The sequence below is a fragment of the Bradyrhizobium sp. WSM4874 genome, from assembly GCF_055811835.1.
Genome location: NZ_JBVVPR010000027.1, coordinates 1 through 25,977, shown reverse-complemented (window position 1 = coordinate 25,977; position 25,977 = coordinate 1). Strand labels below are relative to the sequence as shown.

At 60.3% G+C, this 25,977-nt stretch carries 27 protein-coding genes and 2 pseudogenes; 13 read left to right on the top strand and 16 right to left on the bottom strand.

The window, feature by feature from the left end:
• Positions 1-142: 142 nt before the first annotated feature.
• Positions 143-445: an HU family DNA-binding protein gene (locus AC0L3P_RS25150; protein WP_007601427.1), complete on the top strand. Its 303-nt coding sequence runs from the start codon at positions 143-145 to the stop codon at positions 443-445.
• A gap of 71 nt (positions 446-516) precedes the next feature.
• Here AC0L3P_RS25150 and AC0L3P_RS25145 read toward each other — a convergent pair whose 3' ends face one another.
• The 5 genes from AC0L3P_RS25145 to AC0L3P_RS25125 form a co-directional block, all read right to left on the bottom strand.
• Positions 517-672: a hypothetical protein gene (locus AC0L3P_RS25145; protein WP_473305979.1), complete on the bottom strand. Its 156-nt coding sequence runs from the start codon at positions 670-672 to the stop codon at positions 517-519.
• A 5-nt stretch (positions 673-677) separates the two neighbouring features.
• Positions 678-3,083: an endopeptidase La gene (gene lon, locus AC0L3P_RS25140; protein ID WP_473305977.1), complete on the bottom strand. Its 2,406-nt coding sequence runs from the start codon at positions 3,081-3,083 to the stop codon at positions 678-680.
• An 8-nt stretch (positions 3,084-3,091) separates the two neighbouring features.
• Positions 3,092-3,475, bottom strand: coding sequence for an Hsp20/alpha crystallin family protein (locus AC0L3P_RS25135; RefSeq protein ID WP_007612908.1), 384 nt, complete (start codon positions 3,473-3,475; stop codon positions 3,092-3,094).
• A 155-nt stretch (positions 3,476-3,630) separates the two neighbouring features.
• Positions 3,631-4,197, bottom strand: a complete 567-nt coding sequence (locus AC0L3P_RS25130) for a YciE/YciF ferroxidase family protein (RefSeq protein WP_007612902.1) — start codon at positions 4,195-4,197, stop codon at positions 3,631-3,633.
• A gap of 112 nt (positions 4,198-4,309) precedes the next feature.
• Positions 4,310-4,516 carry a hypothetical protein gene (locus tag AC0L3P_RS25125; RefSeq protein WP_007601434.1) on the bottom strand — a complete coding sequence of 69 codons (207 nt, stop codon included), beginning with the start codon at positions 4,514-4,516 and terminating at the stop codon, positions 4,310-4,312.
• A gap of 89 nt (positions 4,517-4,605) precedes the next feature.
• On the opposite strand from AC0L3P_RS25125, the gene AC0L3P_RS25120 reads away from it, so the two are divergent.
• From AC0L3P_RS25120 to AC0L3P_RS25110, 3 genes are all read left to right on the top strand, one after another.
• The gene (locus AC0L3P_RS25120) at positions 4,606-5,232 is read left to right on the top strand and encodes a MarC family protein (protein WP_473305975.1); all 627 of its coding nucleotides are present in this window, start codon (positions 4,606-4,608) and stop codon (positions 5,230-5,232) included.
• A 159-nt stretch (positions 5,233-5,391) separates the two neighbouring features.
• The gene (locus AC0L3P_RS25115) at positions 5,392-6,045 is read left to right on the top strand and encodes a class II aldolase/adducin family protein (RefSeq protein ID WP_473305973.1); all 654 of its coding nucleotides are present in this window, start codon (positions 5,392-5,394) and stop codon (positions 6,043-6,045) included.
• Positions 6,046-6,057: 12 nt separating this feature from the next.
• Positions 6,058-7,845 (top strand): chloride channel protein, encoded by a 1,788-nt coding sequence (locus AC0L3P_RS25110; RefSeq protein WP_473305971.1) that lies wholly within the window; start codon positions 6,058-6,060, stop codon positions 7,843-7,845.
• A 50-nt stretch (positions 7,846-7,895) separates the two neighbouring features.
• On the opposite strand, the gene AC0L3P_RS25105 is transcribed toward AC0L3P_RS25110, so the two are convergent.
• Positions 7,896-8,153 (bottom strand): DUF2798 domain-containing protein, encoded by a 258-nt coding sequence (locus AC0L3P_RS25105; protein ID WP_473305969.1) that lies wholly within the window; start codon positions 8,151-8,153, stop codon positions 7,896-7,898.
• A gap of 287 nt (positions 8,154-8,440) precedes the next feature.
• Here AC0L3P_RS25105 and AC0L3P_RS25100 point away from each other — a divergent pair, with 287 nt between their 5' ends.
• On the top strand, positions 8,441-8,830 hold the full coding sequence (locus tag AC0L3P_RS25100; protein ID WP_275173155.1) for a hypothetical protein: 390 nt from the start codon (positions 8,441-8,443) through the stop codon (positions 8,828-8,830).
• Positions 8,831-9,805: 975 nt separating this feature from the next.
• Here AC0L3P_RS25100 and AC0L3P_RS25095 read toward each other — a convergent pair.
• From AC0L3P_RS25095 to AC0L3P_RS25085, 3 genes are all read right to left on the bottom strand, one after another.
• The gene (locus tag AC0L3P_RS25095; protein ID WP_354065623.1) at positions 9,806-10,069 is read right to left on the bottom strand and encodes a hypothetical protein; all 264 of its coding nucleotides are present in this window, start codon (positions 10,067-10,069) and stop codon (positions 9,806-9,808) included.
• Between the two features lie 184 nt (positions 10,070-10,253).
• Positions 10,254-10,964 carry an ion channel gene (locus AC0L3P_RS25090; RefSeq protein WP_275174772.1) on the bottom strand — a complete coding sequence of 237 codons (711 nt, stop codon included), beginning with the start codon at positions 10,962-10,964 and terminating at the stop codon, positions 10,254-10,256.
• Between the two features lie 124 nt (positions 10,965-11,088).
• The gene (locus AC0L3P_RS25085) at positions 11,089-11,373 is read right to left on the bottom strand and encodes a response regulator (protein WP_473305965.1); all 285 of its coding nucleotides are present in this window, start codon (positions 11,371-11,373) and stop codon (positions 11,089-11,091) included.
• 765 nt (positions 11,374-12,138) lie between these two features.
• On the opposite strand from AC0L3P_RS25085, the gene AC0L3P_RS25080 reads away from it, so the two are divergent.
• The 4 genes and pseudogenes from AC0L3P_RS25080 (at position 12,139) to AC0L3P_RS25065 (ending at position 14,132) form a co-directional block, all read left to right on the top strand.
• Positions 12,139-12,885: a TAXI family TRAP transporter solute-binding subunit gene (locus tag AC0L3P_RS25080; RefSeq protein WP_473306090.1), complete on the top strand. Its 747-nt coding sequence runs from the start codon at positions 12,139-12,141 to the stop codon at positions 12,883-12,885.
• Between the two features lie 4 nt (positions 12,886-12,889).
• Positions 12,890-13,363 carry a PH domain-containing protein gene (locus tag AC0L3P_RS25075; RefSeq protein WP_473305962.1) on the top strand — a complete coding sequence of 158 codons (474 nt, stop codon included), beginning with the start codon at positions 12,890-12,892 and terminating at the stop codon, positions 13,361-13,363.
• 9 nt (positions 13,364-13,372) lie between these two features.
• Positions 13,373-13,851: pseudogene (locus tag AC0L3P_RS25070) on the top strand (SOS response-associated peptidase family protein); the annotation flags it as partial.
• A gap of 80 nt (positions 13,852-13,931) precedes the next feature.
• Positions 13,932-14,132 carry a hypothetical protein gene (locus tag AC0L3P_RS25065; RefSeq protein WP_275174766.1) on the top strand — a complete coding sequence of 67 codons (201 nt, stop codon included), beginning with the start codon at positions 13,932-13,934 and terminating at the stop codon, positions 14,130-14,132.
• An 81-nt stretch (positions 14,133-14,213) separates the two neighbouring features.
• Here the strand turns inward: AC0L3P_RS25065 and AC0L3P_RS25060 are convergent, their stop codons facing one another.
• A complete protein-coding gene (locus tag AC0L3P_RS25060) occupies positions 14,214-14,594 on the bottom strand; it encodes a hypothetical protein (RefSeq protein ID WP_473305960.1) in 381 nt (126 codons plus the stop codon).
• 384 nt (positions 14,595-14,978) lie between these two features.
• Here AC0L3P_RS25060 and lpxD point away from each other — a divergent pair, with 384 nt between their 5' ends.
• Positions 14,979-16,040 carry a UDP-3-O-(3-hydroxymyristoyl)glucosamine N-acyltransferase gene (gene lpxD, locus AC0L3P_RS25055; RefSeq protein ID WP_473305957.1) on the top strand — a complete coding sequence of 354 codons (1,062 nt, stop codon included), beginning with the start codon at positions 14,979-14,981 and terminating at the stop codon, positions 16,038-16,040.
• Between the two features lie 754 nt (positions 16,041-16,794).
• On the opposite strand, the gene AC0L3P_RS25050 is transcribed toward lpxD, so the two are convergent.
• Positions 16,795-17,556, bottom strand: coding sequence for an outer membrane protein (locus AC0L3P_RS25050; RefSeq protein WP_473305954.1), 762 nt, complete (start codon positions 17,554-17,556; stop codon positions 16,795-16,797).
• Positions 17,557-17,873: 317 nt separating this feature from the next.
• On the opposite strand from AC0L3P_RS25050, the pseudogene AC0L3P_RS25045 reads away from it, so the two are divergent.
• Positions 17,874-18,085, top strand: a pseudogene (locus AC0L3P_RS25045) (hypothetical protein); the annotation flags it as partial.
• Between the two features lie 107 nt (positions 18,086-18,192).
• On the opposite strand, the gene AC0L3P_RS25040 reads toward AC0L3P_RS25045, so the two are convergent.
• The 3 genes from AC0L3P_RS25040 to AC0L3P_RS25030 form a co-directional block, all read right to left on the bottom strand.
• Positions 18,193-18,651 carry a hypothetical protein gene (locus AC0L3P_RS25040; protein ID WP_354065638.1) on the bottom strand — a complete coding sequence of 153 codons (459 nt, stop codon included), beginning with the start codon at positions 18,649-18,651 and terminating at the stop codon, positions 18,193-18,195.
• A gap of 235 nt (positions 18,652-18,886) precedes the next feature.
• Positions 18,887-19,099, bottom strand: coding sequence for a hypothetical protein (locus tag AC0L3P_RS25035; RefSeq protein WP_275174762.1), 213 nt, complete (start codon positions 19,097-19,099; stop codon positions 18,887-18,889).
• Positions 19,096-19,419 (bottom strand): hypothetical protein, encoded by a 324-nt coding sequence (locus AC0L3P_RS25030; protein ID WP_354210636.1) that lies wholly within the window; start codon positions 19,417-19,419, stop codon positions 19,096-19,098. Before AC0L3P_RS25030 ends, AC0L3P_RS25035 begins: the two co-directional genes overlap by 4 nt.
• 422 nt (positions 19,420-19,841) lie before the next feature.
• Here AC0L3P_RS25030 and AC0L3P_RS25025 point away from each other — a divergent pair, with 422 nt between their 5' ends.
• Entirely contained in the window at positions 19,842-20,978 is a 1,137-nt protein-coding gene (locus tag AC0L3P_RS25025) for an AraC family transcriptional regulator (RefSeq protein ID WP_473305950.1), read from the top strand.
• A gap of 652 nt (positions 20,979-21,630) precedes the next feature.
• Complete coding sequence (locus tag AC0L3P_RS25020; protein WP_275174760.1) at positions 21,631-22,152, top strand: HdeA/HdeB family chaperone; 522 nt, start codon at positions 21,631-21,633, stop codon at positions 22,150-22,152.
• 1,419 nt (positions 22,153-23,571) lie between these two features.
• Here the strand turns inward: AC0L3P_RS25020 and AC0L3P_RS25015 are convergent.
• Both AC0L3P_RS25015 and AC0L3P_RS25010 read right to left on the bottom strand, forming a co-directional pair.
• The gene (locus tag AC0L3P_RS25015; RefSeq protein ID WP_354212199.1) at positions 23,572-24,474 is read right to left on the bottom strand and encodes an alpha/beta fold hydrolase; all 903 of its coding nucleotides are present in this window, start codon (positions 24,472-24,474) and stop codon (positions 23,572-23,574) included.
• Positions 24,475-24,795: 321 nt separating this feature from the next.
• On the bottom strand, positions 24,796-25,551 hold the full coding sequence (locus tag AC0L3P_RS25010) for a ThuA domain-containing protein (RefSeq protein WP_354065645.1): 756 nt from the start codon (positions 25,549-25,551) through the stop codon (positions 24,796-24,798).
• Between the last annotated feature and the right edge of the window lie 426 nt (positions 25,552-25,977).

Below are 25,977 nucleotides of genomic sequence, written 5' to 3'. Positions count from 1 at the left end.
GCTCCGGAAGTGGCTAAAAAGCAGGGTTTTTTGCCACAGAGGGCCAAAAAAGCCCGTAAAACCCCGACAAAACTGTGCAGAAGGCTATAGGCCTTCACCGGTTGGTCTAATATGCAGCCGTCAACGAATCAGAGGAGACACGATGGCCACCCAAATGTCGAAATCGCAGCTGATCGAAAAGATCGCGACCACCACCGAGCTTTCCAAGCGTGACGTCAAGAGCGTCATGGAGACGCTGACCGACGTCGGTCACAAGGAGCTCAAGAAGAACGGCCTGTTCCTGGTGCCGGGCTTTGCCAAGTTCGTGGTCATCAAGAAGCCCGCGACCAAGGCGCGCAAGGGCACCAACCCGTTCACGGGCGAAGAGATGATGTTCAAGGCCAAGCCGGCCCGCAAGATCGTCCGCGCCCGCCCGGTCAAGGCCGCCAAGGACGCCGTGGGCTAACGACGCAAAGGCCCCCTTGGGTAGAGGGGGCCTTTTGTTTGGGGCAGCCGCGAGGACTTGAGACGGAGGGCTCAACCCTTGCGGCGCTTCATCCTGACCGGGACCGGCTCAAGCCGCGGTCCTGATGCCGCCAGCGCATCGCGAACCCCGTCGATGGCGCGATCCAGCAACTGGCGCAGCCGCTGCGTCTTCCGCGATCGCTTCGCTCTTTCCAGCAGTTTCTTCATCGCATTCACTCCGCCGCTTCGACCTTGGCATCGGCTTGGGCCTCGGCCGGCTCGAGCGCCGCGGCGATGGCTTCGTCGACGCGCTCCAGCCAGATGAATTCGAGGTTGTCCCGCGCGCTCTTGGGGATGTCGTCGTAGTCCCGCTTGTTGCGCGCCGGCAGCATCACCCGCTTCAGGCCCGCGGCCGCAGCCGCCACCACCTTCTCCTTGATGCCACCGACCGGCAGCACCAGGCCGCGTAGCGAGATCTCGCCGGTCATGGCGGTGTCGCTGCGCACCGTGCGATTGGTGAGCAGGGACGTCAGCGCCGTGAACATTGCAACGCCCGCGCTCGGCCCGTCCTTCGGGGTCGCGCCCGCCGGGACGTGAACGTGGATGTCGCTCTTTTCGAACAGCTGCGGATCGATGCCGAGCTTCGTGGCCTTGCTCTTCACCAGCGTCATCGCAGCCTGCACGCTCTCGCGCATGACCTCGCCGAGCTGGCCGGTCAGGATCATGCCGCCGCGGCCTGATACCCGCGAGGCTTCGATGAACAGGATGTCGCCGCCGACCGGTGTCCAGGCAAGGCCGGTGGCCACGCCCGGAATGCTGGTGCGCTGCGCGATCTCGCCTTCGAAGCGCGGCTGGCCGAGCACGGTGCCGATATCCTTCGGCGTTACGACGACCTTGACGGCGGTGCCCTCGGCGACCTGCACCGCGGCATGGCGGAACAGCTTGCCGATCTCGCGCTCGAGGTTACGCACGCCGGCTTCGCGGGTGTAGCCGTTGACCACCAGCTTCAGCGCCTCCGGCTCGATCTCGGCCTGCTCGGCCGTCAGGCCGTTGGCCTCGAGCTGCCGCCGCACCAGATAGCGCTTGGCGATCTCCAGCTTCTCTTCCTCGGTGTAGCCGGTGAGGCTGATCAGCTCCATGCGGTCCAGCAGCGGACCCGGGATCTGGTCCAGCATGTTGGCGGTCGCGATGAACACCACGCGCGACAGGTCGAAGGGCACGCCCAGATAATTGTCCCGGAACGTCCCGTTCTGCTCGGGATCGAGCACCTCCAGCATTGCGGCGGACGGATCGCCCTGCACGCCGCGGCCCATCTTGTCGATCTCGTCCAGCATCATGACGCAGTTCCGGGTGCCGGCCTTCTTGATGCCCTGAATGATGTTGCCGGGCAGCGCGCCGATATAGGTGCGCCGATGGCCGCGGATCTCGGCCTCGTCATGCACGCCGCCGAGGCTGACGCGCACGAAGGGACGGTCCATCGCGCGTGCGATGGATTGGCCGAGCGAGGTCTTGCCGACGCCGGGCGGTCCGACGAAGCACAGGATCGGCGCCTTGCCCTGCGGCGCCAGCTTGCGCACCGCCAGATATTCGATGATCCGGCTCTTGATCTTCTCCAGGCCAAAGTGATCGGCGTCGAGGATGCGGCGCGCTTCCTTGATGTCGATCGGCTTCTCCGCGGGCAACGCCCACGGCAGCTCGATCAGCCAATCGAGGTATGTTCGGACCATGCCTGCCTCGCCGGCGGCCTCCGGCATGCGCTCGTAGCGGCGCAGCTCCTTCTTCGCATGAGCGTCCGCCTCGGGCGGCATGTTGGCCTTGGCGATGGCAGCGGTCAGCTCGGCGACCTCGGCCGCCTTGCCGTCGCCTTCGCCGAGCTGGCGCTGAATGGTCGCCATCTGCTCGCGCAGGATCGCTTCGCGCTGCCGCTCGTCGAAGCTGGCGCGGGTCTGCTGGCCGATCTCGTTGCTGATGCGCAGCACCTCCAGCCGTTCAGCCAGATGCTTCGACACCTTCTCGACACGCAAGGCGAGGTCGATGGTCTCCAGCACCTCCTGCTTGTCCTGCGGCTTGATGTCCATGAACGAGGTCGCCAGGTCCGCCAGCGCGCCGGGCGCGGTGGTGCCCTGGAACATCGCGACCAGTTCGGGCGGCGCCTGCGGCAGCAGCTCGATTGCCTCGATGGCCTGGCGTTGCAGGTTCAGCCCGCGGGCCTCGATCTCGGGCGTGCTGGTGGTCGGCTCCGGAATCTGCTGGATCCGCGCGGCCGGGAACGGCGTCCCCGGCAGGAAGTCGAGGATGCGCGCGCGCTGCACGCCCTGGCAGACGATGTGATGGGTGCCATCGGGCGCGGTGATGTAGCGCACGATGTTGGCGATGGTCGCGACCCGATAGAGGTCGTCCGGTCCGGGCTCCTCGGTCTCGGGGCTGCGTTGCAGGACGATGCCGACCGGTCGCTGCTCGCGCAGCGCCTGTTGCGCGGCGGCGACCGACTTCGGCCGCGCGATCGCGATCGGCGCGATGGCGCCGGGGAATAGCACCATCTCGCGCACGGGAATGATGATCAGCGCGTCTTCGGGAATCTTCACGTCGGAATTGCTCTGGGGATTGGTCGGTGCGGTATTCATTGGTTCGGTGGCCATGATCGACCTCAGGATTTGGCGAGACGCAGCGCGACGCAGCCGTCCATCACGAAGCGGCTGATGGCGTAGCGGCCAACGGGCAATGCAATGCGGCGTTCAAAACGCCCCTGCGGCAGTTCGAGCCGATGGATGCGGGCGTTGCGAAGCTCCGGCGGAAGGGTGCGCTGGCCGGAGATGACGAGCACGCCGTCATGGATGACAGTCTCGACATTGTCGGGATTGACGCCGGGAAGCGCGACCAGGATCAGGAGCTCATGCTCGGTTTCGAGTACGTCGATCGGTGGCTCCCAGCAGGCGTCCTGGCGGCCGAACTGCTGGCGCAGCCGTTCGGCGCGGGTGAGCGAGTCCAGGGCTTCGGACAACATCCAGTCGAGGGGATTTTTGGGTTGCATGATGCGGGCTCGGCGGTGGGGAACGCTGAATATGGGGCCGGTTCCCGAGAATTCCAGCCCGGTGGCGCGCAGGTGCCATGCGGATCGTGCGATCCGAAAAGACAAGCGCCGCGGCCTTTCGGGCCGCGGCGTTTCGTCGTCGCGCGATGTGTGGCTCAGGCCGCCTGGCGGTATTCCTCTTCCGCCTCGAGGTTGATCACGGAGGTGGCGAGCTCGGTCAAGGTGTGATCGGTCGCCTCTTCCTCGTCCAGCGTCGCCTGGAGCAGCCTCGCGGCGTCCTGCATGCCGAGCTCCTCGGCCCAGGTGCGCAGCGTGCCGTAGCGGGAGATTTCGTAATGCTCGACCGCCTGCGCGGCTGCGAGCAGGCCGGCGTCGAGCGCAGGAGCGTTCTTGAACTCCTTCATGATCTCGGCGCCTTCGTCGGTGATGCCGTTGATCGCTTCGCAAGGCTTGCCGCGGGCCGGCTTGCCCAGCATCTTGAAGATCTGGTCGAGACGTTTGACCTGGCCCTGGGTCTCGCGCAAATGCTTGTTGAAGGCCGCCGCGAGCTCCTTCGAGTTGGCAGCCTTGGCCATCTTGGGCAAGGTCTTGATGATCTTGTTCTCGGCGAAATAGATGTCCTTGAGCGTTTCCAGGAATAGGTCGCTCAACATCTTGGGCGCCTGACGGGCGCGGCCCGTCGACGATTTCTTGGTTGTGCGCTTCTTCGCTTTTTTGGCCATAAATCCTCCTCTTGAGGTGACACGGGAAGGCATCGCCTTCCTCAATCCTCAGGCGATCCAAGCCTTTCGGTGAACGAAAGTTCCAAACTGCAAGCTGCACTCGGCGCGTCGCTCAGGTCGGACGCTTGTAGGGATCTTCCTGCCGCTGCCGCGCCTCGGTGTTGCGGTCGAGCTGTGCGCGCTCGCGGCGTCGCAGGCGCCCCGCCTTCGCCACGCCGTAGACGAGGACCGCACCGAGCACGAAGGCTCCGATGAACCAGAGCCAGAGCAGGTTGCCCGAAAGGTGGCCCAGCAACATTCCAATTCCACTGTCGCTCATTGTGCATCTCCGGTGATTTTCAAAGCGGTTCTGCCGGGCTAAGTCAGTTCGCCAGCCATCGTTCCTGCGCCCAGGGAGCCCACCGAGACATGATCGACTTCTCCCTGTCCGCGTTCGTGACGTTGCTGCTGGTGGTCGATCCCGTTGGTCTCGTGCCCGCCTTCCTCGCCGCGACCGGAGGCATGCCCGACAAGACCAAACGCACCATCGCGCTACGCGCGCCGCTGATTGCGGCGTCGATCCTGGTGGTGATTGCCTTGATCGGAAACTGGCTGCTGCGCCAGCTCGGGATCGGCATCCCCGCCTTCCAGATCGCCGGCGGACTGCTGCTGTTCGGCGTGTCGTACCAAATGATCTTCGGCGACCGTCCGCATCGCGAGGCCCGCGAGGCTGACAAAGCAAGCTCCGAGCATGCCTCCGACGTCGCGGTATTCCCGCTGGCGATCCCGATGATGGCCGGTCCAGGCGCGATCGCGACCACGCTGCTCCTGACGGGCGATGCCGGCTACGGGCCGAGGCTCGCGATCATCGTCGCGGTCGTGCTCTCCGTGTGCTTGCTCTGCATGCTCTGCTTTGTCTCCGCGCGCCTGATCGCACGGACCCTCGGGCGGACCGGCAACGCCGTCCTTTCGCGCGTGCTCGGCATGCTGCTCGCGGCCTATTCGGTACAGTTCGTGATCAACGGAATCGCGGCCGTCCGGGCGAGCCTGCCGTAGGGCTGCGACAATCTGTTAATGCGTTGATTTTCATGTTTATTTCATGATGCCATGAGGCGGCAGACCGGATCGCACGCGATCCGGTCTGCTTTCTCTTGCGCTGCCATATTGCTTTGACGTACTCCCCGTCTGACAGGCGCCCATCGTCAGGAAATCGAGATGTCGATGACAGCGGACGAGCTCGACAAGAGACAGGCCATCATCGGCGCCTGCCGCCGCATGAACGCGCTCGGCATCAACCAGGGCACCTCGGGCAATATCAGCGTCCGGCATGCGGACGGGCTTCTGGTCACCCCGACCAGCGTGCCTTACGACGCCATGACGCCGGACCAAATCGTGTTCATGACGATGGCCGGCTCGCACGCGCCCGATCAGAAGCCGTCCAGCGAGTGGCGCTTCCACCTCGACATCCTGAAGGCCCGGCCCGAAATCGACGCCGTCGTCCACGCCCATCCGACCTATTGCACCATCCTTGCGATCATGGGCCTGGAGATCCCGCCCGTGCACTACATGATCGCAGCCGCTGGCGGCGACAGCATCCGCTGCGCGCCCTATGCCACCTTCGGAACGGCGGAGCTGTCCGAACATGCCGTGCGGGCGCTGGAGGGCCGGCTTGCCTGCCTGCTCGACCATCACGGCATGATCGCGATCGGCAAGTCGTTGGACAAGGCGATGTGGCTCGCCGTTGAGGTCGAGACGCTGGCGCGCCAATATCACGGCTGTCTCCAGATCGGAGAGCCGCCGCTGCTGTCGAGCGCGGAGATCGAGCGGGTCCGCCAGCGCATGTCCGGTTACGGCATGTCGGAAGGGTAGGGCGGACAGAAAGTGTTCCTGCGGATCAGACATCTCGCCGATCGCAAGGGGACGAACCGCGTCATGGTTCGGCTGCGGGCGCTGCTGCGCAGCAACGAATTCTATCTGATCCCGCTGGCGCTGGTGATCGGCACGCTTGCCGGCGCCATCGTGACGCTGATGGCCGAGATTGCGCAGATTGCCCATATGGTGATCTACGGCATTCCCATCGACGTCCGTCTGTCCGCCAATACCAGCGTCAGTCCCTGGGCCGCGCTGATTGCGCCCGCGCTGGGCGGATTGGCGCTCGGCATCATGGAGTGGTGGCGGCGACGGCTGAAACTCTCCAGCGCGGTCGATCCGATCGAGGCGAACGCGCTGCGTGGTGGCAATCTGTCGATGCGCGACAGCGTGGTGGTGTCGAGCCAGACGCTGATCTCGAACGGTTGCGGCGCCTCCGTCGGCCTCGAGGCCGGCTACACCCAGATCGGATCGGGCATCGCCTCGCTGCTCGGCAAGTTCTTCAATCTGCGCCGCAACGATCTGCGCCTGATCGTCGGCTGCGGCGCGGCTGCGGCGATCGCGGCGGCCTTCGGTGCACCGATCACGGGGGCCTTCTACGCCTGCGAGCTGATCGTCGGCGTCTATTCGGTCGGCAGTGCCGCGCCGATCCTCGCCGCCTCGCTCGCCGGTGCCCTGACCGCGCAATGGCTCGGCGGCGCGCCATACTCGCTCGAAATACCCAAGGTCAGTGCCGTCGGCGTCGAGCAATATCTGGCGCTGATCGGGCTCGCGCTCATCACCAGCGGCGTCGGCATCGCCGTGATGCGCTCGTCCTCGATGTTCGAGCGCCTGTTCAAATGGCTGCCGGTCTGGCTGCGCCCGGTGATCGGCGGCCTCATCGTCGGCGGCTTCGCGATTGTCACGCCGCAGGTGCTGGCGGCCGGCCACGGCGCGATGGTGCTCGATCTCTTTCACGACATGACGATCGGCCTGATCGCGCTGATCATCGCTTTGAAGGTGACGGCCTGCCTGATCTCGCTCGCCTCCGGCTTCCGCGGCGGGCTGTTCTTTGCCTCGCTGTTCGTCGGCAGCCTGATCGGAAAGTTCTTTGCCGCGGTGCTGCTCTTGATCAGCCCGAACTTCGTGATCGATCCGCTGGTCGCGATGCTGACGGGCATGGCGACGCTCGGCGTCGCCATCGTCGGCGGTCCCTTGACGATGTCGTTCCTCGTGCTCGAGATGACCCGCAACGTCGACGTTACCGCCGTGGTGCTCGCCGGCTGCATCGTCACCTCGATCTGCGTCCGCTTCATGTTCGGGCACTCCTTCTCGACCTGGCGCCTGCATCTGCGCGGCGAGACCATCCGCAGCGCCAACGACGTCGGCTGGCTGCGCAACCTCACCGTCGAGCGGCTGATGCGCTCCGATGTCGGCAAGGTGCCGTCGACCACGACGATCGCCGCGGTCCGCCGCGAATTCGCGCTGGGCTCGCGGCCCGGGATCGTCATCGTCAACAATGCGGACGAATATGTCGGGCTCGTCCTGCTGCCTGACCTGTTCTCGGGCGATCTCGACAGCATCGCCGACGAAATCCAGGTGATCGAGCTCGCGCGGCTGACCGAGATCGTGCTGATCCCGGAAATGAACGTGAAGTCGGCGATGGCGGTGTTCGACGAGGCGGAGGCCGAGATGCTGGCGGTGGTCGATTCCACCGACAGCCGCAAGGTGGTCGGCTTCCTCACCGAGACCTTCGCCCGCCGCCGCTATGTCGAGGAGATCGACAAGGCGACGCGCGGCGTGCTCGGGGCGCTGTCGTAAGGTCACGCGGAAGCGGGACGGCGTTCGTCAGGCGCCGTCGTCCGCGCCTTCTACCGGCCCGGTTGGGAGGGAGCCGCGACGATGCTAGTCACGATCCGGCGGACCAGTGGCAGCACCATCAGCAGCGTCGGAAAGGCGACGAGCCATGACAGCGCCCAGGCGCCCGGCCAGGTCGCGAGAAACGCCGGCGTTGCGCCGAGGCTTCGGAGCGTCGAAATGACCGACACCACGGCCGTCATGAGGATGGACAGCACGAATGGCATCACGATCGGCGCATAGCGCGCCGGCAGTTTGCGAACCGCAATCATCTGATTTCTCTTTGGAATAGGACGCGTCAGTCACGGTGAACCCAAGAATGGCATCGATCCCGACGGCGTCGGTTGATGCGTTGGTTCACGTAAAACGCTTACGGCGACCGAAAAACGGTGCGTCTGTTCATTATCCGCTCATGTTGGATGGTTCAAGCTGGATCCAGACGTTCGGTTTACAATCGTTCAAAGCGTGGCAGATTGCCGCGATCGCGAAACGATTTCAGTGGTTTGCGCATTAAGTCTTGTTTGCATGCCGCTTTGAGCGAGAACAGGGGAAGGTCAAGATGAATAAGAGACCGATGATTTCTGCAGCCGGCCGCAACCTTGTGTTGGCGGCTTTCGCAAGTCTTGTTCTGATTACGGCCTCTATCGCGCCTTCGGCTGCCAACTCATCCGCGCCCAGCAAGGCCGCTGCCGCGGGTCCGGCTGCTCCGGCTGCCACTGATTTCAGCGCGGCTCGCCGCCACCGCTACTATCGACGAGGTCCGAACGCTGCAGGCCTCGCTTTCATGGGCGTGGCGGCAGGTCTGATCGGCGGTGCGATCGCGGAGAGCAGGCGCCAGGAGTACTACGAGGACCGCTATAATTACGGCCCCGGTCCTTACTACGGCGGCCAGGGATATTACGGCGGCGGTCCCTACTATGGTCCGCGTGGCTATTATCAGCCGTATTAGGCGGCTGCCCTCGTTGCAGCCTCTATCGCGCCAAGGGGCGGTGTTTTACACCGCCCCTTGTTGCTTCTGCGCGAGGCATGTCATTGCGCGACCTGTGTCGCGGGTGTCAATCCGCGCGCGCGCAAAAATATTCCACTTTACCGAAATTCGGTTTTGGCGTATGTGTCGCTCATCCCGGCTCATTCTTGAGGGGCGATCCTGTGGTCGTCACGTTCGCGAGCCGGGCTTGCGGTGGACGCGGCAGCGTTCGGGTGCGAGAGGTGTGGGCAGGGCGGATTGCTCTCCGTGAGCCCAAAACTTCGTTCCGACGAGCGGCGCTGCTAGGCTTCGTCTCGTCATCAGGTCGGCGGCAACGTGCACAACGTCGTCGAAACCGGTGGTGAAATGGCGAGCCGTGCGTACGGCAAACCGTGTGGTCCTGTCGTCCAGTGATTTCTCGTGGGTTGGAATACCTGAAAACCCTCGATCATTGAAAGACTTACAAGGATGCCGTCCGGCGCTCCGTCCGGCCTGAAACAGCCGGGCCCTATTAGGCCCTAGTTTCACATGGTGGTTCAAACAGCCTTCCGTATCCAAGGAAAGTCAGTGCGTTGCGATGACAACGGGCCTTTTTCGGCTCCGACATCTTCAAGCTCCCGGCTGGCTGATCAGTCATTTACTTGGTCAGCTTCAAACCACGCTGGAATCTCCTCCGACGGAATCGACACTCTCGGCACGTGCGGGATGATGGTGCCCGCAGTGACAATCAATCCTTCGGCGAATTTCGCTCGCGCAAAATCCCGCGCTTCTGCTTCAGTGACGAACGTCTTGGTCAGGCGCGGAGTCGCCGTCTTTGCAGCGTGCCATCCATGGGCACTTCAAAAGTGACATACCACGTGTACTTCATACCGCGAGGCCGCTGCTCGTCATCGGTCCCGGTCCTCCGGGCCGAGATGACCGCGACAGCTCCTTTCTGCCAGTCACCTGCAAACTGGCTTATCGCCGCACGCCGACGCGGTTGACGCCACCATTGGCATTGCCACCGGCATTATGGCGTACCGCAGCGCGGGCCACTGGACGCGCACCCAGCACCACACCGGGCCGAGCAACGCAACCCGCCGGGTAGGCAGTGTATTGGCAGTACACGACCGCATTGGCTGGGCCTGGATTCAGCGTGAGACCTGCAAGGCCCAAGAGGGCGCTAGCCGCAATCCCGCTAATAGTCGCTGACTGGATCGAAAGACGCTTCTTGGGATGCATGGTGCGGGTCTCCCTTTTGTGCCTGCACAACAGATACACGGATGCCGTCTCTGGTGCGGCTGCACGCAGCGTGTCCGCTAAAGGATCGGGGGCGTTGACACAGATCAACCATGCGTTCCCCTAGCGACGCGGGAACCCCACAGAGGCGAGTGCAGCGCACACGTGTCGGTGCAGCTCCTGCGGCTCAGGTGATAGGGGTGGGCTTACTCGCTGAGCCGGTACTGCCGAGCTCGAGGGTGACGAGCCTCGCGAGAAGCGTCGCCGGATAAAGCTGACCGATCACGCTCTCGATGTTGCAGAGACTTCGTGCCAACGGATGTACCGGAACGATGTCTCCATACCCAGTCGACGTAAGCGTGACAAAGCTCATGTAAAAAAGCGATGCGGCAACCGAATGGTCGTCCTCGAAAGCTATTCCCTTGATTGCGTCGGGAGCCGCCAGCCCTACAAACAGGAACAGCGTTGCAAAGGCCACCGCAATCAAAAGGTACAGAAGGATCGCTCCGATAATTCGGTGATATGTAACGAGACCTCGCCTGAAAACGGCCTGAAGCACGACAACGCCCAACGTGCAGGCGATGACCAGCCATGCGCCCGCCAAAATGTGAAGGTGGTACGGTACTGGGTAGTAAATGCGCAAGAAGAATACGGCGACGTTGAAAACGAGCGCGAGCGACATCAGAACGAGAGCAGTCGGATTGTTGGAGATGATCACCATGCTGACGATGATCGCTAGCAACAGGCCATCCGCAAACAGATGAAAGGCGGTAATGCCCATTGCTTGTAGCGGGGCGAAGACAAAAATCAGTAATGCCAGCACTGCCGTGAGCACCGAGAGCAGCCAGTCAATGCGTTCTCCGCGCAAACGGCGCAGCTCGCTTACGGGCGTCTTCATCGATGTTCCTAAGGCCTGGCGCTGACCGCAGCGCTGCACCTTTGTACAATTCCGGACGAAAGCTCAGTCTCGTTGACCTAGATCAAGGGAACGGGAGCAAGCCCAGGCGCGCTCAGTGAATGGGTTAGTGGCCTGCCGCAGCCTGTTTGAGCGGCTCGATTAGCTCGTGCGCTGAGAACGGCTTCGTTGGAAATGCGAGGCATCCGGACAGCAGTGCGGCCTCGCGAACGGAATCGGTCTCCTTGCGGGTGATGAAAATGACGGGGACCAAAACGCCTCGTGCTTTGAGTTGATGTCGGAGATCGATCCCCGAGCGCAGGTTGAGATTGATATCCAAAATGATGCAGAGTGCGTTGGCGATCGGCGTGCTGCTCCAGCTCTTCGGCAGACGAGAAGAGGATCGGTTCATAGTCATGCTGTCGGAGGAGCCGCTGGACAGCCCTCAGCATTCCGGGATCGTTGTCATCGACTATGACTTGCCTACTGTGCACTCCGGGACCTACCGATCGCTTCCGGGGTGAAAGACGGGTAACAGCTCTCCGGAGCCGTGGCGTTTTAGTTGATATGCTGGCGATGCGGCCTGTTGCGCCGGTCGTCCCTGCGGACGGATCAACGGTCATTGTCGCCCTTGCAGCGCGGTTGTCCCGTGATGGCCGCCGACCGACGATGGTGCCCTCCGCAATCCCCTCGGCAAGGTACTACCGAGCTGCGAAGGAACTGCGGGGACAGCCCGACGCCGGTTATCGAGGGTATCTGCTGCGAGAACATCCCCGGTTGCAGTTACGCGAAAGCCACCGCGCGTGCTTTGCCGCTGCGCCCGATGCCGACCGAGTTCCGAGGGCAACGAAATGCCCAAAAACACACGCCTTGGTCTCGTCAAGCCGTTTCCGTCTACCTTTCGTGAAGGCGGTACGTATGATCTTCAAAAAGTTACGGTTCAGGGCACGACGTGGCCGCGTCAGCATAGCCATAATGACCTTTGCAATGATCGTTGCTGCGGTATGGGCTGTCGCGTACTTCCTACAAACCGCCCCGCCACGTCACATCGTGCTGGCTTCGGGACTGGAAGATGGCCTGCTCCACCGGTATGCGAAGCAATATATCGAGATCCTCGCTCGACCCGGGGTCACGGTAAAGGAACGAATTACCAACGGTCGGGGACAATCTACGGCTACTGCAAGATCCACAGTCGGGTGTTGACATCGGCTTCACGCAGGGCGGTATCGCAACTCTTCCGGAAGCCAAAAACGTAATCATGCTCGCGAGCCTCTACTACGTACCTATGTGGATTTTCCACCGCAGTACGGACGTGCTTACGCATGTTAACGAGCTGCGCAACCACCGGGTTGCCGTTGGTGTTAGCGGTAGCGGCGCTCGTTCATTGGGGGAACACATATTCGCGCTTAACGGTCTCACGATCAACAATATTTCGATGCAGCCGCTGAGCAACAATGCCGCACTGCTCGCACTGCAGTCGGGCGCAGTCGACGCGGCTATCTTTGTCGATGGAGCGGAAAACCACGCCGTCTGGACAGCGCTTCACGATCCAACTTTGAAGCTGCTAAGTTACAGCAAGGCTGAAGCCTACCATCGACGGCTCAGTTTCATCAGCAAACTGACGTTGCCACCCGGCGTGGTCGACTTGGCGAACAACATTCCGGAGCGAGAAGTCGATCTTATTGGCACCAAAGCGATGCTTGCAGCCCGTGACGGTCTCCACCCCGCGCTGATCCGTGGCGGGACCCTTCGCAATTCCATTACAAACTTAGCCGTCCAATCACTCCGATCTCTTAGAGGAGGGTTGGTCCGGCTCTCGCTTGACAAGCTTCCAGCGCTGGTCGTTCGAAGGCTTGAGATAGATCAAGGCCTTGATCGGCTCGAATGGCGCAAATTGCTGCGGTGGCGGGTTAACTCAGGGTAGCCCTATGGCGCGGTATATCGACAAAATCATACAGCCCGGCGAAAGGTTGCTGTATTCGACCAACGAACACTGGATGTACTTTCTACCCGCAATCGCTGCGTGGATCGTGATGGTCGCATTTTTGGTGCTGTGGCGCTTCTTTACTGCCGAAGTGCTGGCGTTGGCCTGCTTGGCCTTAGCGGCGGGAGCCGGGCTTGCGGCTTTGTACTGGATGGCGACGGCTTGGTTCCACCGGTGGACCACCGAGACCGACGTAACCAACATGCGGGTTGTCCACAAGACCGGTTTCATCAAGCGGGAAACTTTTGAGATGAGCCTCGACAAAGTTGAGAGCGTTGATGTGAAGCAGAGCATTCTTGGCCGCCTTATGGACTACGGCGACCTCACCATTCAGGGTGTGGGCGAGGGCACGCGAACCATTACCACCATCACTTCGCCGCTCGCGTTTCGCAACGCCATCACGACGAGACCGGTGTAACAGTCGCCTTGGCTGAAGCCGGAGAACCGCTGCTTGGTGCCGTTCAACAGCTTCGCAGAATACGCGCCGGAGCCGAACCCGGAGACCAGGAAAAAGTACGTGGTCTGGTTCGCGCTCGACGAGGACAGGCCGCTCACCGCCTTTGTTGGCATCTGGACCACGTTCAACGGTGATCGCGGCACGAAGTCGAAGCCGCTACCCGGCCCGCATCACGTCTATGGTTTTCTCACGACTTCGCCGAACGCGGTGGTCGAGCCGTCCATCCGAAGGCGTTGCCGGTGATCCTGACCACCGACGAAGAGAGGGACGTTTGGATGCGCGCACCCTGGGATGAGGCCAAGGCATTGCAGCGCCCGCTGCCGAACGACACGCTCCGGATCGTGATGCGCGGGCCGACAAAGAGGACAAGGCGACGGATCAAGAGCAGACGCTACCCTCGAGAGCGCCCTCGATGCAGGGGCACCGGCAGCGCGAAACTGTGGGTATGATGACGTTTTTGAGGTAGCTCCCTTTGACCCTTGCCCCTCGAACTTGCACGGTGGATGGACCTTAAAGAGGGACCAGCTAAATGTCGGGAGATATGTTTGCTTATGGCCGCTTTGGGATTGCCGCCTTGCTCATTGCCGGTGGTGTAGCGGCCATCTTTTGGGGGGACCGATTATTCCTTCATGGGTCGGGGCTTTCAAAGGGAATAGATAAACTCGATTTAAAATCAGACTGGGGAAAGGTATCTTTTGCAGGGATGAGCGTGGGCGATGTTCCGAGATAGATCGCTGCGAAGACACTGGCGGGCTGGCTACTGAGATGGACCTGTTGCAAGGACGCACAAAACCGGCGGGAGCCGCCACGTTCAGTTCCCTGCCATTCCCGCATTTGTCCTTTTCTCACGCAATTCCAACCCGATGGCGAACGCGCGGTGTTCTGTCTTCATCTGATCATCGCGTGCGAGAGTTTGCGCATCAGACGGGGATACGGAGGCCGCCCTCTCGAGTCGTTTTCTCACAGTAGCGCTACAAAACCGAGTCGCGGCCACCGCAACATTCTGCAGGCTGATTGGTGAACTGCCCTTTGGCTCCATTAGTCGGGCGACTTCTTGGTAGAGGCATTCTTCTCTATCGGTGACTTCGGCCGCATCGATAATCGCGGTGGCCTGGATCGGGTCAAGCTGCGCGTCGGTTCTGCATGATGCGCAAAGGATTGCCACCACAATGAAGAGCAATGCTCGCGTCATTTTCATCTCAGAAACCGGAAAGCTCGATAATTACCAGCCTGTCCCGATTCAAAAAAGGGCGATCGCCGAGCGGAAGGTTGATCTAAGTCAACTCCGATGTGTGCCTGGAGAAGAGTCGGCACGTTTCAAGGTGCTCGGGGGTCAAGGGCGGCGTGGTGGCGCCAGCAAAATTACCGCTATCAAGTGGCTTGTAACCGCTTTCTGAACGCGTTGCGGGCCCGTTAGCCAGTGCGAAGTGCTCAGCCGAAGATGCGTCTTGATCTGAATCAATTCTGCCGACGGCAGAGAGCAACATTGCTGTTGGGCCAAGGCATCTAGGGAACCGCTTTTCGCCGCGGCTGCGACTGACCACAAGAGACATGGGCCGGGACGGGCGGAGGAGGAATGCCAGCCGAAGTCGGTTTGCTGCAGGGGGACGTGATGCTCGAAACAGTGCTCGGCAGTGCAAGGTTCTTCCGGCGAACTGGTCCGCATCCACTCGCGCTCGTCGCTAGCACGGCGCGGGGTGTGGCAGACGAACGTGAATTATTGCTGGAAGGTTTGGCCCCTTTACAAGCGGCCGGACCGACTCAAGTGAGCTTTCTAGACAATCGCCGTTACGCTTCGGCCCTGGATCAAACCTCCGCCGGCGCGGTGCTCGTTCATCCTGATATGGCTTCACGAGTACCAGCGGCAACTGTGGCGATCCAAACGAGCGAACCGTATGCGGCTTGGGCCCGCGTTGCTGCGCTGTTCTACCCGGTGCCACCGCCTCGTCCTGGCGTTCACCCTTCGGCAATAATAGCGGATGGCGCTCAAATTGATCCTTCGACAGAAGTTGGACCCCTGTCTGTGATCGAAACCGGAGCGGAGATAGGGCCGGGTTGCCGGATCGGTCCTTGCGCAGTCATCGGAAGCGGGGTCACCATCGGGAGGGACTGCCGGATTGGCGCAAATGTGAGCCTTAGTTACGCGGTTTTGGGAGCACGCGTTTACGTGTATCCGGGTGCGCGGATTGGGCAGGAAGGATTCGGATTCGCCTCCACCAGCGACGGGTTTCTCTCGATCCCCCAGCTTGGGCGAGTTATTCTTGAAGATGATGTTGAAGTTGGTGCCAATTCGACTATTGATCGCGGATCATCGCGAGACACCGTAATTGGCGCTGGCTCCCGCCTCGATAACCTCGTGCAAATCGGTCACAATGTTAGTCTCGGCCGCTGTTGCGTCGTAGTTGCACAGGTGGGGATCTCGGGTTCAACTGTACTTGAAGATTTCGTCCGCGTTGGGGGGCAGGCTGCTATGGCAGGGCATCTTCGAATAGGCCGAGGTTCGGAAATCGGAGCGCAGGCGGGCGTCATTTCGGATCTAGCACCCGGTGCTAAGGTTCTCGGAAGCCCTGCCCAGTCGATAAAGACCTTCTTCCGACAGATTGCCACGCTTAAGAGGATCGCGGCGCGAGACCCGTGAACGCGAGTCTGCCTCAGTTGCAACAAGAGGCTCGGCTATTGATTCCCTTGGTATTCCAGCGTTCCTCGGCTCACCCAACGATCTCCTAGAACTCACAGCTTGGATCAGCCGACGATGGGGGTGCAAGGGCGCTTGGTCTCATCCGGGCGCCCTTGTGCTGTGGTCCTAAGCCCCGCGCCAGACGTGCAGCACGCCTTCGCGAAAGCCGCCGACGAACTGATCAGATACGTCCGGCGGCAGAATTTGGCTGAGATCATCAAACGACCCGCTCACCATGGTCGCAAGCTCGTGTGCCGACGCATGCTCTGCCCAGCGGCGACCCAACTCCAAACGTCGTTGCCGATCCGCCGTTGCGTCCATAGTCCTGGACTATCTCCGCGTCCGTGGCCCCGGCGAAGCGGATGCCGCGCCGGGGCCTGTACGTTCCCGCCAATCCTGGAAGCTTGGGGGCTGGAAAGAATCGGCAAGGCCACTGCAGACAAGCAGATCCGCAGTCTCTGGCTAGTGCACTTTGTGCCAATAGCCGGCCGGAAAGCGCTGTCGGGCTGACTGCGTAACAGGCTGAGCAAGGCCCTCCGAACAGCCCGGGCCGACGCGGGCGAGGAGATCGAGTCTGTCTCAAGAAGGCAAGTACGAACCCTCGTACTGCCAGCGTCCCGTTCTGCGGGCAGGACCGACTCGTGCAGACGCTGGCCCGCTTACATAGAAAGACCCCGGCGGTGCCGAGGCCTTAGTTTTCGAATGTTAGAAGAAATCAATAGCGAGCGGTCACCGGCGCACCGTACCCGCCGAAGCGATAGTTGACGCGCAGTGTGACCATATCGACGTCTTGGCTGATCCTGTTCAGCGCGCCAGCAACGACGGGGTTGGCTACCGAGAACGAGTTGTTCGCGTCACCCATGAACAGATGATCGTACTCGATGCCGGCTGACCAGTTCGGTGCGAAACCATACTCCCAGCCGACGCCTACAGTCCCGCCCCAGCGGGTTGAGCTCGCAGCTGCCAGTTCAGTTCCGGTGAGCGTGTCGAGGATGCTGAAGCGGTTGCTCGTCACTGCCGCGCCGCCTTTAACGTATAGCAAGGAAGCGTTCCAGGAATAGCCGATCTGGGCGGTGAACAGGCCAATGCCGTCCGTTTTTGTGCGGGTCGAGAACGCTGGGTTGATCAGACTGACGCGCTGGCTGCTGAGGTCCGCCCAGTCACCTTGAGCTTCCAGGCCGAACACCCACTGGCTTGCCTGCCAACGATACCCGACCTGACCGCCGATCAGGCCTCCAGAGCGCTCGCGACAGCCATCAGCGAAAACCACGCCGGCCGCGCCGACGAAATCCCAGCAATTGCGGCTTTGACCCCAGCCACCGTTCGCGCCGATGTAGAACCCGGTCCAGTCGTAGATCGGAGCGGCCAGCGCCGGCGGGGCCTTGGTGTACGGACGTGCCGCCATGTCGGCAGCGGAAGTTGGGGAGGCGAGCCCCAAAGCAAACAACGCAACGGTACCGAGCAGAAACTTCTTCATCAGAGTTCTCCATCCCCATGCGTCGGCGGTCGCCGACGCTGTCGCAAGTTGCAAGAGCATAATTATACGACTCGCTCCATGTCGTCCGTGTCCTGCCTGTCACACCGCAGCGCCAAAATGTGTGGGAGGGGGAACCCGATGCCCTCTACTAAGCTTAGGACTTAATTAACCTTCAGGCTCTTCCGCGGACTCGGATCTCCTTAGGCGGTACTGTCCTTCTTAATCGCCACAACCATTCATTATGGCCGCGGATAACTCCTCACTGCGCGTGGCCCCAGCGACCTTCATAATACACTGTCTGACTGCGTGTACCTGTTCGCACGTTGGTCCAAGCAGTGCAGCGGAGCGGGGTGCGCGTGACGGTCGTCTCCACACCTACGAGTCAACGCCCATGCTCGCACATGAGCTGCGGCGCCAAGCAGATGTCTTCACCGATCTCTTGGAACTGCGAAATAAGATTAGCTGCGATCCGTCAACTCGTCTGAGGCCGGGGTCTGCTGAACGATCTGCATCAGACGGGATCGCCTGACATTGCGGAAAAATTCCGAACTCTGAGCTGGTTATTAGTTCGCGTGGTCTGCTGTCGCGTGTGTAGTACTTCGCGCGGAGCAAAGGAGTTGGGGCGCCCTTGGTGGACTACGACCGTAGGAAAACTGCGGCGTCCAAATAGCAGCGCGGAAACATGGCCTGCAACTGCGCCCCGCGGAGGAAAATTGTGTGAGGCGACAAACCGCCTCGTTCTGAGATCCAACTCCGAACTGGAGCCGGGTACATCGAATAGATCATTTGCGTGGCTTCTCGATTTGTAATATGGCGCCCGCCGTCGCCGAGGTCCCAGGCTGCATGAAAAGCGAGCCTTGCCCTCTCAGTAACGCAGATCCTATTTGATGGGATCTTTGCTAATGCGATTGTACAGGCGGAGGCGCAGAGGCCATCGATAATCACAGTCTGGCCAGTCTCATTCAACTCATCATATCGATCAAGGTAACGTTGGATCAAGCCACCACGGTCATTGGCAATTCTCACCACTGCGTGGCTCTCGCCGGCGCATACAACCAAAAATGCTGAAGCGAGCAGCAGAGCAAGGGGTCTCATGATGTGCCTCCCCGACTGACATCAGATGCGCGAGAGCGTCTTCTCTGGCAGTAAATCCGGCATTCTCGTTTCCGGCTAACAGCAAGACTCCTCAACGAGTTTGCCTCACGCGCGGGAATGGAATTGATCTAAGTCAATAAACGGAAGTGCGACGTGAGTGTCCCAGGAATGGGGCATGTGTAACCAGCTTCGAACGCGGCGAGCGGACCTGTCGAAGCCCGCCAGGAGACTCAACTTAGTCCCCTGTGGGGATACCTGGTGGGTTTTCGTCCGTTGGATATAAACCGGCCTTCACCGCTCGCTCCAGCTCAGTCGACAGCGTGTCGAAATGCTGCGCAATCTTCGCCAAAAGTTCTCGCTTCTGCGGCGATGTCGCCAGCGCGCTAATCAGCGCAGCTTCTGCTGCTTGCTTTCGCAGTGCTTCCAGATGATCCCGGTGATCATTCACAGCGGCTCGCCATCCGGCCGGCTCATGGCAAGCGCCTGCGCGACGAAATTGTCAAATATGGGCACCGCGTCCTCAATCTTTTGGCAGCAGCCGCTGTCGAGCGAAAGCTCTGCACTGAGGTCGAACAGCTCTAGCCAGAACAGTGGCACACCATGCAGATCAAGTTCCGGGCCTCGCAACATCCGGATTTCACACTTTGCGACCATGGCGACTGAAACGGACATACCTAGATCGTTGTCCGGGATGCATGAGAGCCGAACGTAAGTCTGCGCGATCTTCAGTTCCGTAAGTGCCCTTCCGGGCGTGCTGCCGGCGATCAAAATTCAGTCCTGGTGTCTTTTGGAGGCATTGACCAATCGCGAGCGTCGCTCGGGGATTAGCCTGAGCATTGAGGTGAGGGCGGCCAGACATAGCCATGATCAGCAGACGCGCGCTTGCTATAGGTCGCCAGAGTTTTGATCTTTGAGGCCACAAATCCATTGCGGCGCAAAAGCTCTGCAAACGGACCGGTGCGCCTCTGTAAAGTAGCGAGTGGGATACCGGAGACGTCAACCTTAGATCGCTGCTCGCCCAGTGTTTGACCTAGGTCAAACATTGCGAACGAGATGACCTCAGGTATTTGGAAGAAATCGGAGCCCCCTCGACCTTTGAGTTCCCGCCAGAAAAGGAAAGCAGCGCTTGGCGTTCCGGAGATACGCAGTCGGGCAAAGCGTGAAAGGGCACTGCAGGGGGATGTTTCTATGTGGAAGTGCGGGGATCGCCCTATGATGGCTCGCCCAAAGATGTGGGCGTTGATGTCTTGAGCAGGGCAGGAGCGAGCTATAGGTCGGCGGGAAGCCTGAGTGCGATACCTAGCGCGACGGGCGGTATTGCTCGGCTGGCCTGCGCGCGGGTCGCTACCTCGGGCCAAGACACAGCTGCGCTAGTGTCCAAGGCGGGATTGACGCTGAACGACTTCCGCGACCCAGCAGTCCGGCTCGAGGTTGCGACCCAGATCAAGATTCTGGAATTGGCTGCTCAAGAATTGGAGGATGACATCTTGGGCTTCCGGCTCGCCCGGAGCTTTGATCTGCGTGAGATCGGCCTTGTCTACTACGTTATGGCTTCGTCGGAGAATGTCGCCGATGCGCTTCGTGCCGCGGAACGGTACAGCCGGATCTTGAATGAGGGAGTCCGGCTGCGTTTCGACATGGAGAAGCATACTGCGACCGTTGCCCTCGAATATGTCGGTGTCGATCGAAGCGGCGAGCGGCAACAGATCGAACTCTGGATAGTTACGCTGGTGCGGATCTGCAGGCAGGTAACGGACGGCCGTGTGGTGCCGTCTCGGCTGCAGGTGAGGCATCTGCGAACCGGCATGCCCCCCGAATTTAGAACGTTCTTTGGCAGAGACGTCGAGTTCGGCGCTGACGGCGATGTGATCTCTTTTCCGGTGCAAGTGGCACTGCTCCCGCTGGTAGGCCGCGACGGCTATCTGCACGATTTGTTGCGATGCTACGCGGAGGAAGCGCTGATGCGGAATGCGCCGCATGGCGCGACGGTTCATTCAAGGGTCGAAAAGACGCTCACCACACTGCTGCCTCACGGTAGAGGCGTCGCGAAGGAAGTCGCGCGGCAGATAGGACTGAGTACCCGCACCTTGTCGCGCAAGCTTGGCGAAGAGAAGACGTCCTTCGCTGAAATTCTTGACCAGTTACGGGCGGCGCTCGCCAAGCGCTATCTCGAAGAGGAGCAGCTACCCGTGTCTGAAGTTGCGTGGCTGCTTGGTTATCGCGAACTGAGTTCCCTAACACACGCGTTCAAGCGATGGACCGGAATGACACCACGACAGTTCCGGTCAAGCTCTCAACGCGAGCTGAGTCGCAGCGAAAAGCCCTGATTGCCTTGATTAGTTCGACGAGCGGAGTACTTGCCCGGCGTGGAGCGGAGAAAGTGTGACGTCATGGCGCTCGGGTTTGCAGGCCGGCTCAAGTGCTATTCATAGTGTACTCAAGGACGATGCCCTTTGGTGCACTTGCGAGGTCCTCTACCCTGCTTCAGCTTGCAGTAGTTCACTTGGAAGAGGGGGAGATCATGTCTTGTCATGCCTCGATCCGACGGCACTTCCCGGACCCGTCAATCACGATCGAAGATACCCGCGAGAGGTCTCTGGCGCGAGAATCGCGGCCAGGTTCTATTTTGATCCTCGCAGGATTCCGAACCGAAGTTGAGACCCAATTAGTGATCGATCGACTCTTGAGCGAGTACTTTACGCCCGAATCGCGGCAGGCGTAAGCGCCACCTCACGGTCTCTTGCGTCAGTGTGCGCCATCCTTAAATTGACGTGACGAGCACTTCGTTGCCTTCGCGAGGACATACTTTGCTTGAGCCGGGATGGTTGGCAGGGACATTGCTTCGCCGCCGTTGATCTAGATCAACTAGGCAGTCGCCACAACGCCCGAATACAGTTGTGGTCACGGGATGTGTGATCACGATGTTGCTTGGTCTGGTATCCAATTGTTGCTCGGGAGGTCATCACAATGAGGTGCAGATTGCTTCTGCTTGCGCTGGTCTTAGTCTCCTCAGCTTTGGCCAGTGAGGCGCGCGCCACGACGGCCGATATTCGCAGCATCACCTGTGGCGAATATCTTGCCATGTCGGCTGCACCGTCGAGCAAGTTTTCGGCTTGGATGACCGGCTGGTTCAGTTATGAAAGTCGGAGGACGTTTGTAGATTTTGACCTGCATCGGGCAAATGTCACAAGCGTAAGAGGGTGGTGCCAATCCAACCCAAATGCCAGTGTGATGGCAGGGCTAGAAAAATCGATAGGCGTAAATGCGGTGCCTACTGCTACGCTGGATTTTAACAAGATCACTTGCGGAACTTGGTTGGCATACGGTTCAGCGGATCAAGATTTTGTAAGATACTTCATGAGCGGCTATTACAACGCAGCGGCAAGCAACAGTGTATTGGATTACGACCGCCTGCAGCGGAATTCCAGTGCGGTCGTCGCGTATTGTAAGAAAAACAAATCTCGCACTCTACCAACGGCCATTCAGAACAGAGCTACCTAGGTCGAACCAGTTTGCAACCGCTTGCAAGCAACGGATCGCGCCCTGCATTAGCGTAGCTCCTGCGTAACAGCGCAATTCATTTGAGTTTCGCTCAGTGTGGCATGTTGGGCTGGACTCGGCTCGTCAACTTGAGAGCTTGGCGAAGGTCGTCAAGGCAGAAGGCAAGGGCTGCGGGCCTAACAAAGGCGGTCGAACACCGTAGAAGGAGTGTTGTGCTGAGGGGCGCCTAGGCCCCGCGCCAGACGTGCAACACGCCTTCGCGAAAGCCGCCGACGAACTGATCAGATACGTCCGGTGGCAGTATTTGGCTCAGTTCATCAAACGACCCGCTCACCATGGTCGCGAGCTCGTGTGCCGACGCATGCTCTGCCCAGCGGCGACCCAACTCCAAACCTCGTTGCCGATCCGCCGTTGCGTCCATAGTCCTGGACTATCTCCGCGTCCGTGGCCCCGGCGAAGCGGATGCCGCGCCGGGGCCTGTACATTCCCGCCAATCCTGGAAGCTTGGGGGCTGGAAAGACTCGGCAAGGCGCACCGTAGACAAAACAGATCTGCCGCCCGCGGCTACTGCACTTTGTGCCAATGGGCGAATGCGACCCGAGGGGCTGTCGGGCTGCCGGCAACATCGATCGAAGTCCCCAGGTGGCTCGACGAGCGCGTCGCCGCGAACGACCGCGGCGGCTCTCAGCCGCATTGCAATCGCTTGGCTCTTTCGGAGTACGAGCCCTTAGTCAGCCTGTTATGCAGAAACCGCACGCGCCGAAAATGAGACGGCTTCAGTCTGGATGACTGAGCCGGTGGGGCGTCTATGTACCTTGGGAGGAAGTTAGCACGGCGGTCCGTTGTGCGATCTTTGACTTCGATGACGACGATGGTTGCGGCTTGGTTGCCGTCGACAGCGTGGTCATCGGCCGGAACGACAAGCAAAATGGTCATAGATTTCGCGGACGCGGCTTGCGTGATTTCAGTCATGAGGCCGAACCCTAGGCTTGGTTTGAAGAAGCAAAATCCGATCCTGTACCTCAGGACAATTGGCTCTATGGCCGAATTGAAGTTTTATTATCCCGTCAACGGCACCCCCAAACGCCGTGACCAACCAACCCAGCCCCCCAATGCCGCCCCAGTTTCCCAAACGCTGGGGCGGCAACCCGTTTTGGCCAGTTGGTCGGCTCTGTTGAGCCCGTATGGGCGTTCGTAGTTCAGGCTCCTTTTTGATTCTCTCAATTTCTGCCAATGGACTTCCGACTGTGGCAGAGTTTTGAAATTGATCTTGAGTTCGAAATCGCGAGCGCCCGGCGGCTCTATGCTGACGATGTCCGCTCGCGGGGAGCAAGGCAAACATTGCACCGCGAGGTCGCGACTTCTGTTTTTGACCAAAAGCGGCCATTGTTCGTTCGAGGGCACCCAGTCAACGAGAAATCAATGGTTGGACAGGAATTCCAACGTGAGCTTGTTGAACACGTCCGGATTCAATCGCTGCATGCCATGTGCTGCATTCGGTATCACCACCGTCGCAGGAAACTCCCGGCACTTCCGCATTTCGCGGTACATCAACTCAAACTTCTTTGGACTTTTGTCGGCCGTCATGAGCAGCACGGGGAAGTCAAACTTCTTGACGTCAGCACATGTGCTGATCGGGCGGTCTTTGTCCCCCAACGCCGAGTAAATATTTGCTAGAAACATTTCCTTCGTAGGTTCGGGAAACCTTAGCCAGGTGCCGGGGCCGCTCAACGTGTCGACGAAGATCTCCGCAGCTCTGGCTGTATCACCGGCTCTTAAGTTTTCCTGCAAGGTCCCGATCAGCTTTTTTGTGAAATCTCCGGCTTCTTTTGCCTCGGCGGTCTCGGACACCGGCATTTCGATGCTGCCATCCGGCAGCACCAGCGTTCGAATGACTTCGGGGTGCGATTTCGCAACCTCGACTGCAACCGCGCCACCGCGCGAGTGCCCAACGAGGTGCACTTTCCCGAGATTCAATTTGTTTATCAACGTAGCGATGTCCTGGGCGTGCTGCTCGATTGAGAAATCGGTGCCGCTGCCATCCCAGCGTTCTGGGTAAAAGTGCCTTAGGCTGACCGCAATCACCCGGTGAGCGACACTAAAGGCGCCGAATTGGGCATTCCAAATCCGGTAATCGCTTGTAGAGCCGTGCACCAGCACGATGGGTGTACCCTCACCCGCTTCCCGGTAGGCCATGGGATAACCGTTGATGGCTTCCCATTTCAATTCCGATGGAATGGGCCAGTCGGGCTTGACCTCTTGTGCCCACAGTAGTGTGCTCGTGCAGGCGGCAAATAGAAATGAGACCACGATGCGGCGCATTGAACTTCCTCCTCAGGCAGGTCTCCGAGAGGACTGGTTTGCCGCCAGCATAGTTCTCCACAACGCGCATGGCAGCAAGCGATAACCGAGCGCGCGTATTTTTCTTGCTTCATGTGAGTCCGGTTGTGGCCCTAAGCCGAAGAGCAGTTCAGCCGCCGTGATGTCCGCTATCGCTGGTGAACCGGACGCCGAGCTGAACTTGGCTCGCCAGCCGCTTTTGACCCTGAACGGAAGTCGCAGACCAAGACCCTCCGAACCTCTGGCACGGACACCACCCGACGAATCCGGCGGTGGCGCAAATGCGAAGTGCGGCGGCGTCTCCTAGGGCGACCTTCGCATAGACCAGAGGATAGCGTTCGTGAGGAGTCGCTGGTAGCGGCAATCCTGCCAAACTGACGGCTCGTGGCCCAGCGCCGAATAAAATACCCGTCCCTCGCCATAGAACCGGGTCCAGGTGAGAGGCCAGCCATAGAATCGCTGATGCACGCCGTTCTTGCCAAGGTCCACCGAGCTTGGGTCGAGGCGCAGGAGCACGCGTGATCCACGATAATCGAAGTCGCTGATTTGGTAGATCTCGTCCTCAACTTGCAACGAATTTCCGAGGAAAGCCACCAGGGGATCGCCAGGATCAACCACCTCGATCTTCACGGCCTGATGCCAAGGATGACCATTAAAGTAGCCGCCGACCAGATCGAGATAGTCCGGCCAAGTGTAGAATGTGTCCGTCGCAGAATGAACACCGAGGAACCCGCGGCCCGAGCGTACAAAGCTGAGAAGAGCTCTCTTTTGCGCGTCGCTCATCGGAAGTTCTCCGGTTGTGTAGAACATCACCGCCGCGTAGCGCTCGAGGTTTTCGGCAGAAAATTCGGACGTGTCTTCCGTTGCAGTGACTTCAAAGACACCCGAATTGCTTCCGAGCTGGGCCAGGATTACCTTGGAAAGCGGTATGACATCATGCCGATAGCCGGCGGAGTATGTGAAATAGAGGATGCGCTCTGGCGGACGCTCCGCATGCGCGCCGAGTGGTCGGATTGCCGCAGCGCCGCCGAGGAGCGCGATGAACTCACGTCGCCTCACAATCGCCTCCGCCAAAGCCGACCAACCATGTTTTGAAGAAGCCTAGCACAGATCAGCCCAGCACCGGTCTTGGGGCATCGCCGTCCTATGCAACGCTGCTGGCCCATCAGCGAAGTGGCGAACCGTCTCATTGAGGTCAGCTTCGTGGGTGGAAGCGGACTGGTTTTGCTCAGGCCGGGTTCTTCGCACCTTGACCCGAAGCAGACGAACTTGGGAAGGTGCACGACCCCCGAACTGCCGAGCCGAGCCGAATACTGAGCGCAGTGCAACGGCGCTCGCGGTGACCTAGCCGGTATTTTTGACCGCTTCAGCCAGTATCTCGTAAAGCTGCTGCTTGCTGAATTGCTTGGGCTGCTGCCTCTCCGCTGCGTTCCGCGACACCTTCTTTGCGACTGGAAGGGCGCAAGCTGCCGACGACGTCGCCCT

Coding starts and splice junctions, on each gene's coding strand:
- AC0L3P_RS25150 (WP_007601427.1), top strand. CDS start 143: ATGGCCACCCAAATGTCGAAATCGCAGCTGATCGAAAAGATCGCGACC.
- AC0L3P_RS25145 (WP_473305979.1), bottom strand. CDS start 672: ATGAAGAAACTGCTGGAAAGAGCGAAGCGATCGCGGAAGACGCAGCGG.
- lon (WP_473305977.1), bottom strand. CDS start 3,083: ATGGCCACCGAACCAATGAATACCGCACCGACCAATCCCCAGAGCAAT.
- AC0L3P_RS25135 (WP_007612908.1), bottom strand. CDS start 3,475: ATGCAACCCAAAAATCCCCTCGACTGGATGTTGTCCGAAGCCCTGGAC.
- AC0L3P_RS25130 (WP_007612902.1), bottom strand. CDS start 4,197: ATGGCCAAAAAAGCGAAGAAGCGCACAACCAAGAAATCGTCGACGGGC.
- AC0L3P_RS25125 (WP_007601434.1), bottom strand. CDS start 4,516: ATGAGCGACAGTGGAATTGGAATGTTGCTGGGCCACCTTTCGGGCAAC.
- AC0L3P_RS25120 (WP_473305975.1), top strand. CDS start 4,606: ATGATCGACTTCTCCCTGTCCGCGTTCGTGACGTTGCTGCTGGTGGTC.
- AC0L3P_RS25115 (WP_473305973.1), top strand. CDS start 5,392: ATGTCGATGACAGCGGACGAGCTCGACAAGAGACAGGCCATCATCGGC.
- AC0L3P_RS25105 (WP_473305969.1), bottom strand. CDS start 8,153: ATGATTGCGGTTCGCAAACTGCCGGCGCGCTATGCGCCGATCGTGATG.
- AC0L3P_RS25100 (WP_275173155.1), top strand. CDS start 8,441: ATGAATAAGAGACCGATGATTTCTGCAGCCGGCCGCAACCTTGTGTTG.
- AC0L3P_RS25095 (WP_354065623.1), bottom strand. CDS start 10,069: ATGCATCCCAAGAAGCGTCTTTCGATCCAGTCAGCGACTATTAGCGGG.
- AC0L3P_RS25090 (WP_275174772.1), bottom strand. CDS start 10,964: ATGAAGACGCCCGTAAGCGAGCTGCGCCGTTTGCGCGGAGAACGCATT.
- AC0L3P_RS25085 (WP_473305965.1), bottom strand. CDS start 11,373: ATGAACCGATCCTCTTCTCGTCTGCCGAAGAGCTGGAGCAGCACGCCG.
- AC0L3P_RS25075 (WP_473305962.1), top strand. CDS start 12,890: ATGGCGCGGTATATCGACAAAATCATACAGCCCGGCGAAAGGTTGCTG.
- AC0L3P_RS25065 (WP_275174766.1), top strand. CDS start 13,932: ATGTCGGGAGATATGTTTGCTTATGGCCGCTTTGGGATTGCCGCCTTG.
- AC0L3P_RS25060 (WP_473305960.1), bottom strand. CDS start 14,594: ATGACGCGAGCATTGCTCTTCATTGTGGTGGCAATCCTTTGCGCATCA.
- lpxD (WP_473305957.1), top strand. CDS start 14,979: ATGCCAGCCGAAGTCGGTTTGCTGCAGGGGGACGTGATGCTCGAAACA.
- AC0L3P_RS25050 (WP_473305954.1), bottom strand. CDS start 17,556: ATGAAGAAGTTTCTGCTCGGTACCGTTGCGTTGTTTGCTTTGGGGCTC.
- AC0L3P_RS25040 (WP_354065638.1), bottom strand. CDS start 18,651: ATGAGACCCCTTGCTCTGCTGCTCGCTTCAGCATTTTTGGTTGTATGC.
- AC0L3P_RS25015 (WP_354212199.1), bottom strand. CDS start 24,474: ATGCGCCGCATCGTGGTCTCATTTCTATTTGCCGCCTGCACGAGCACA.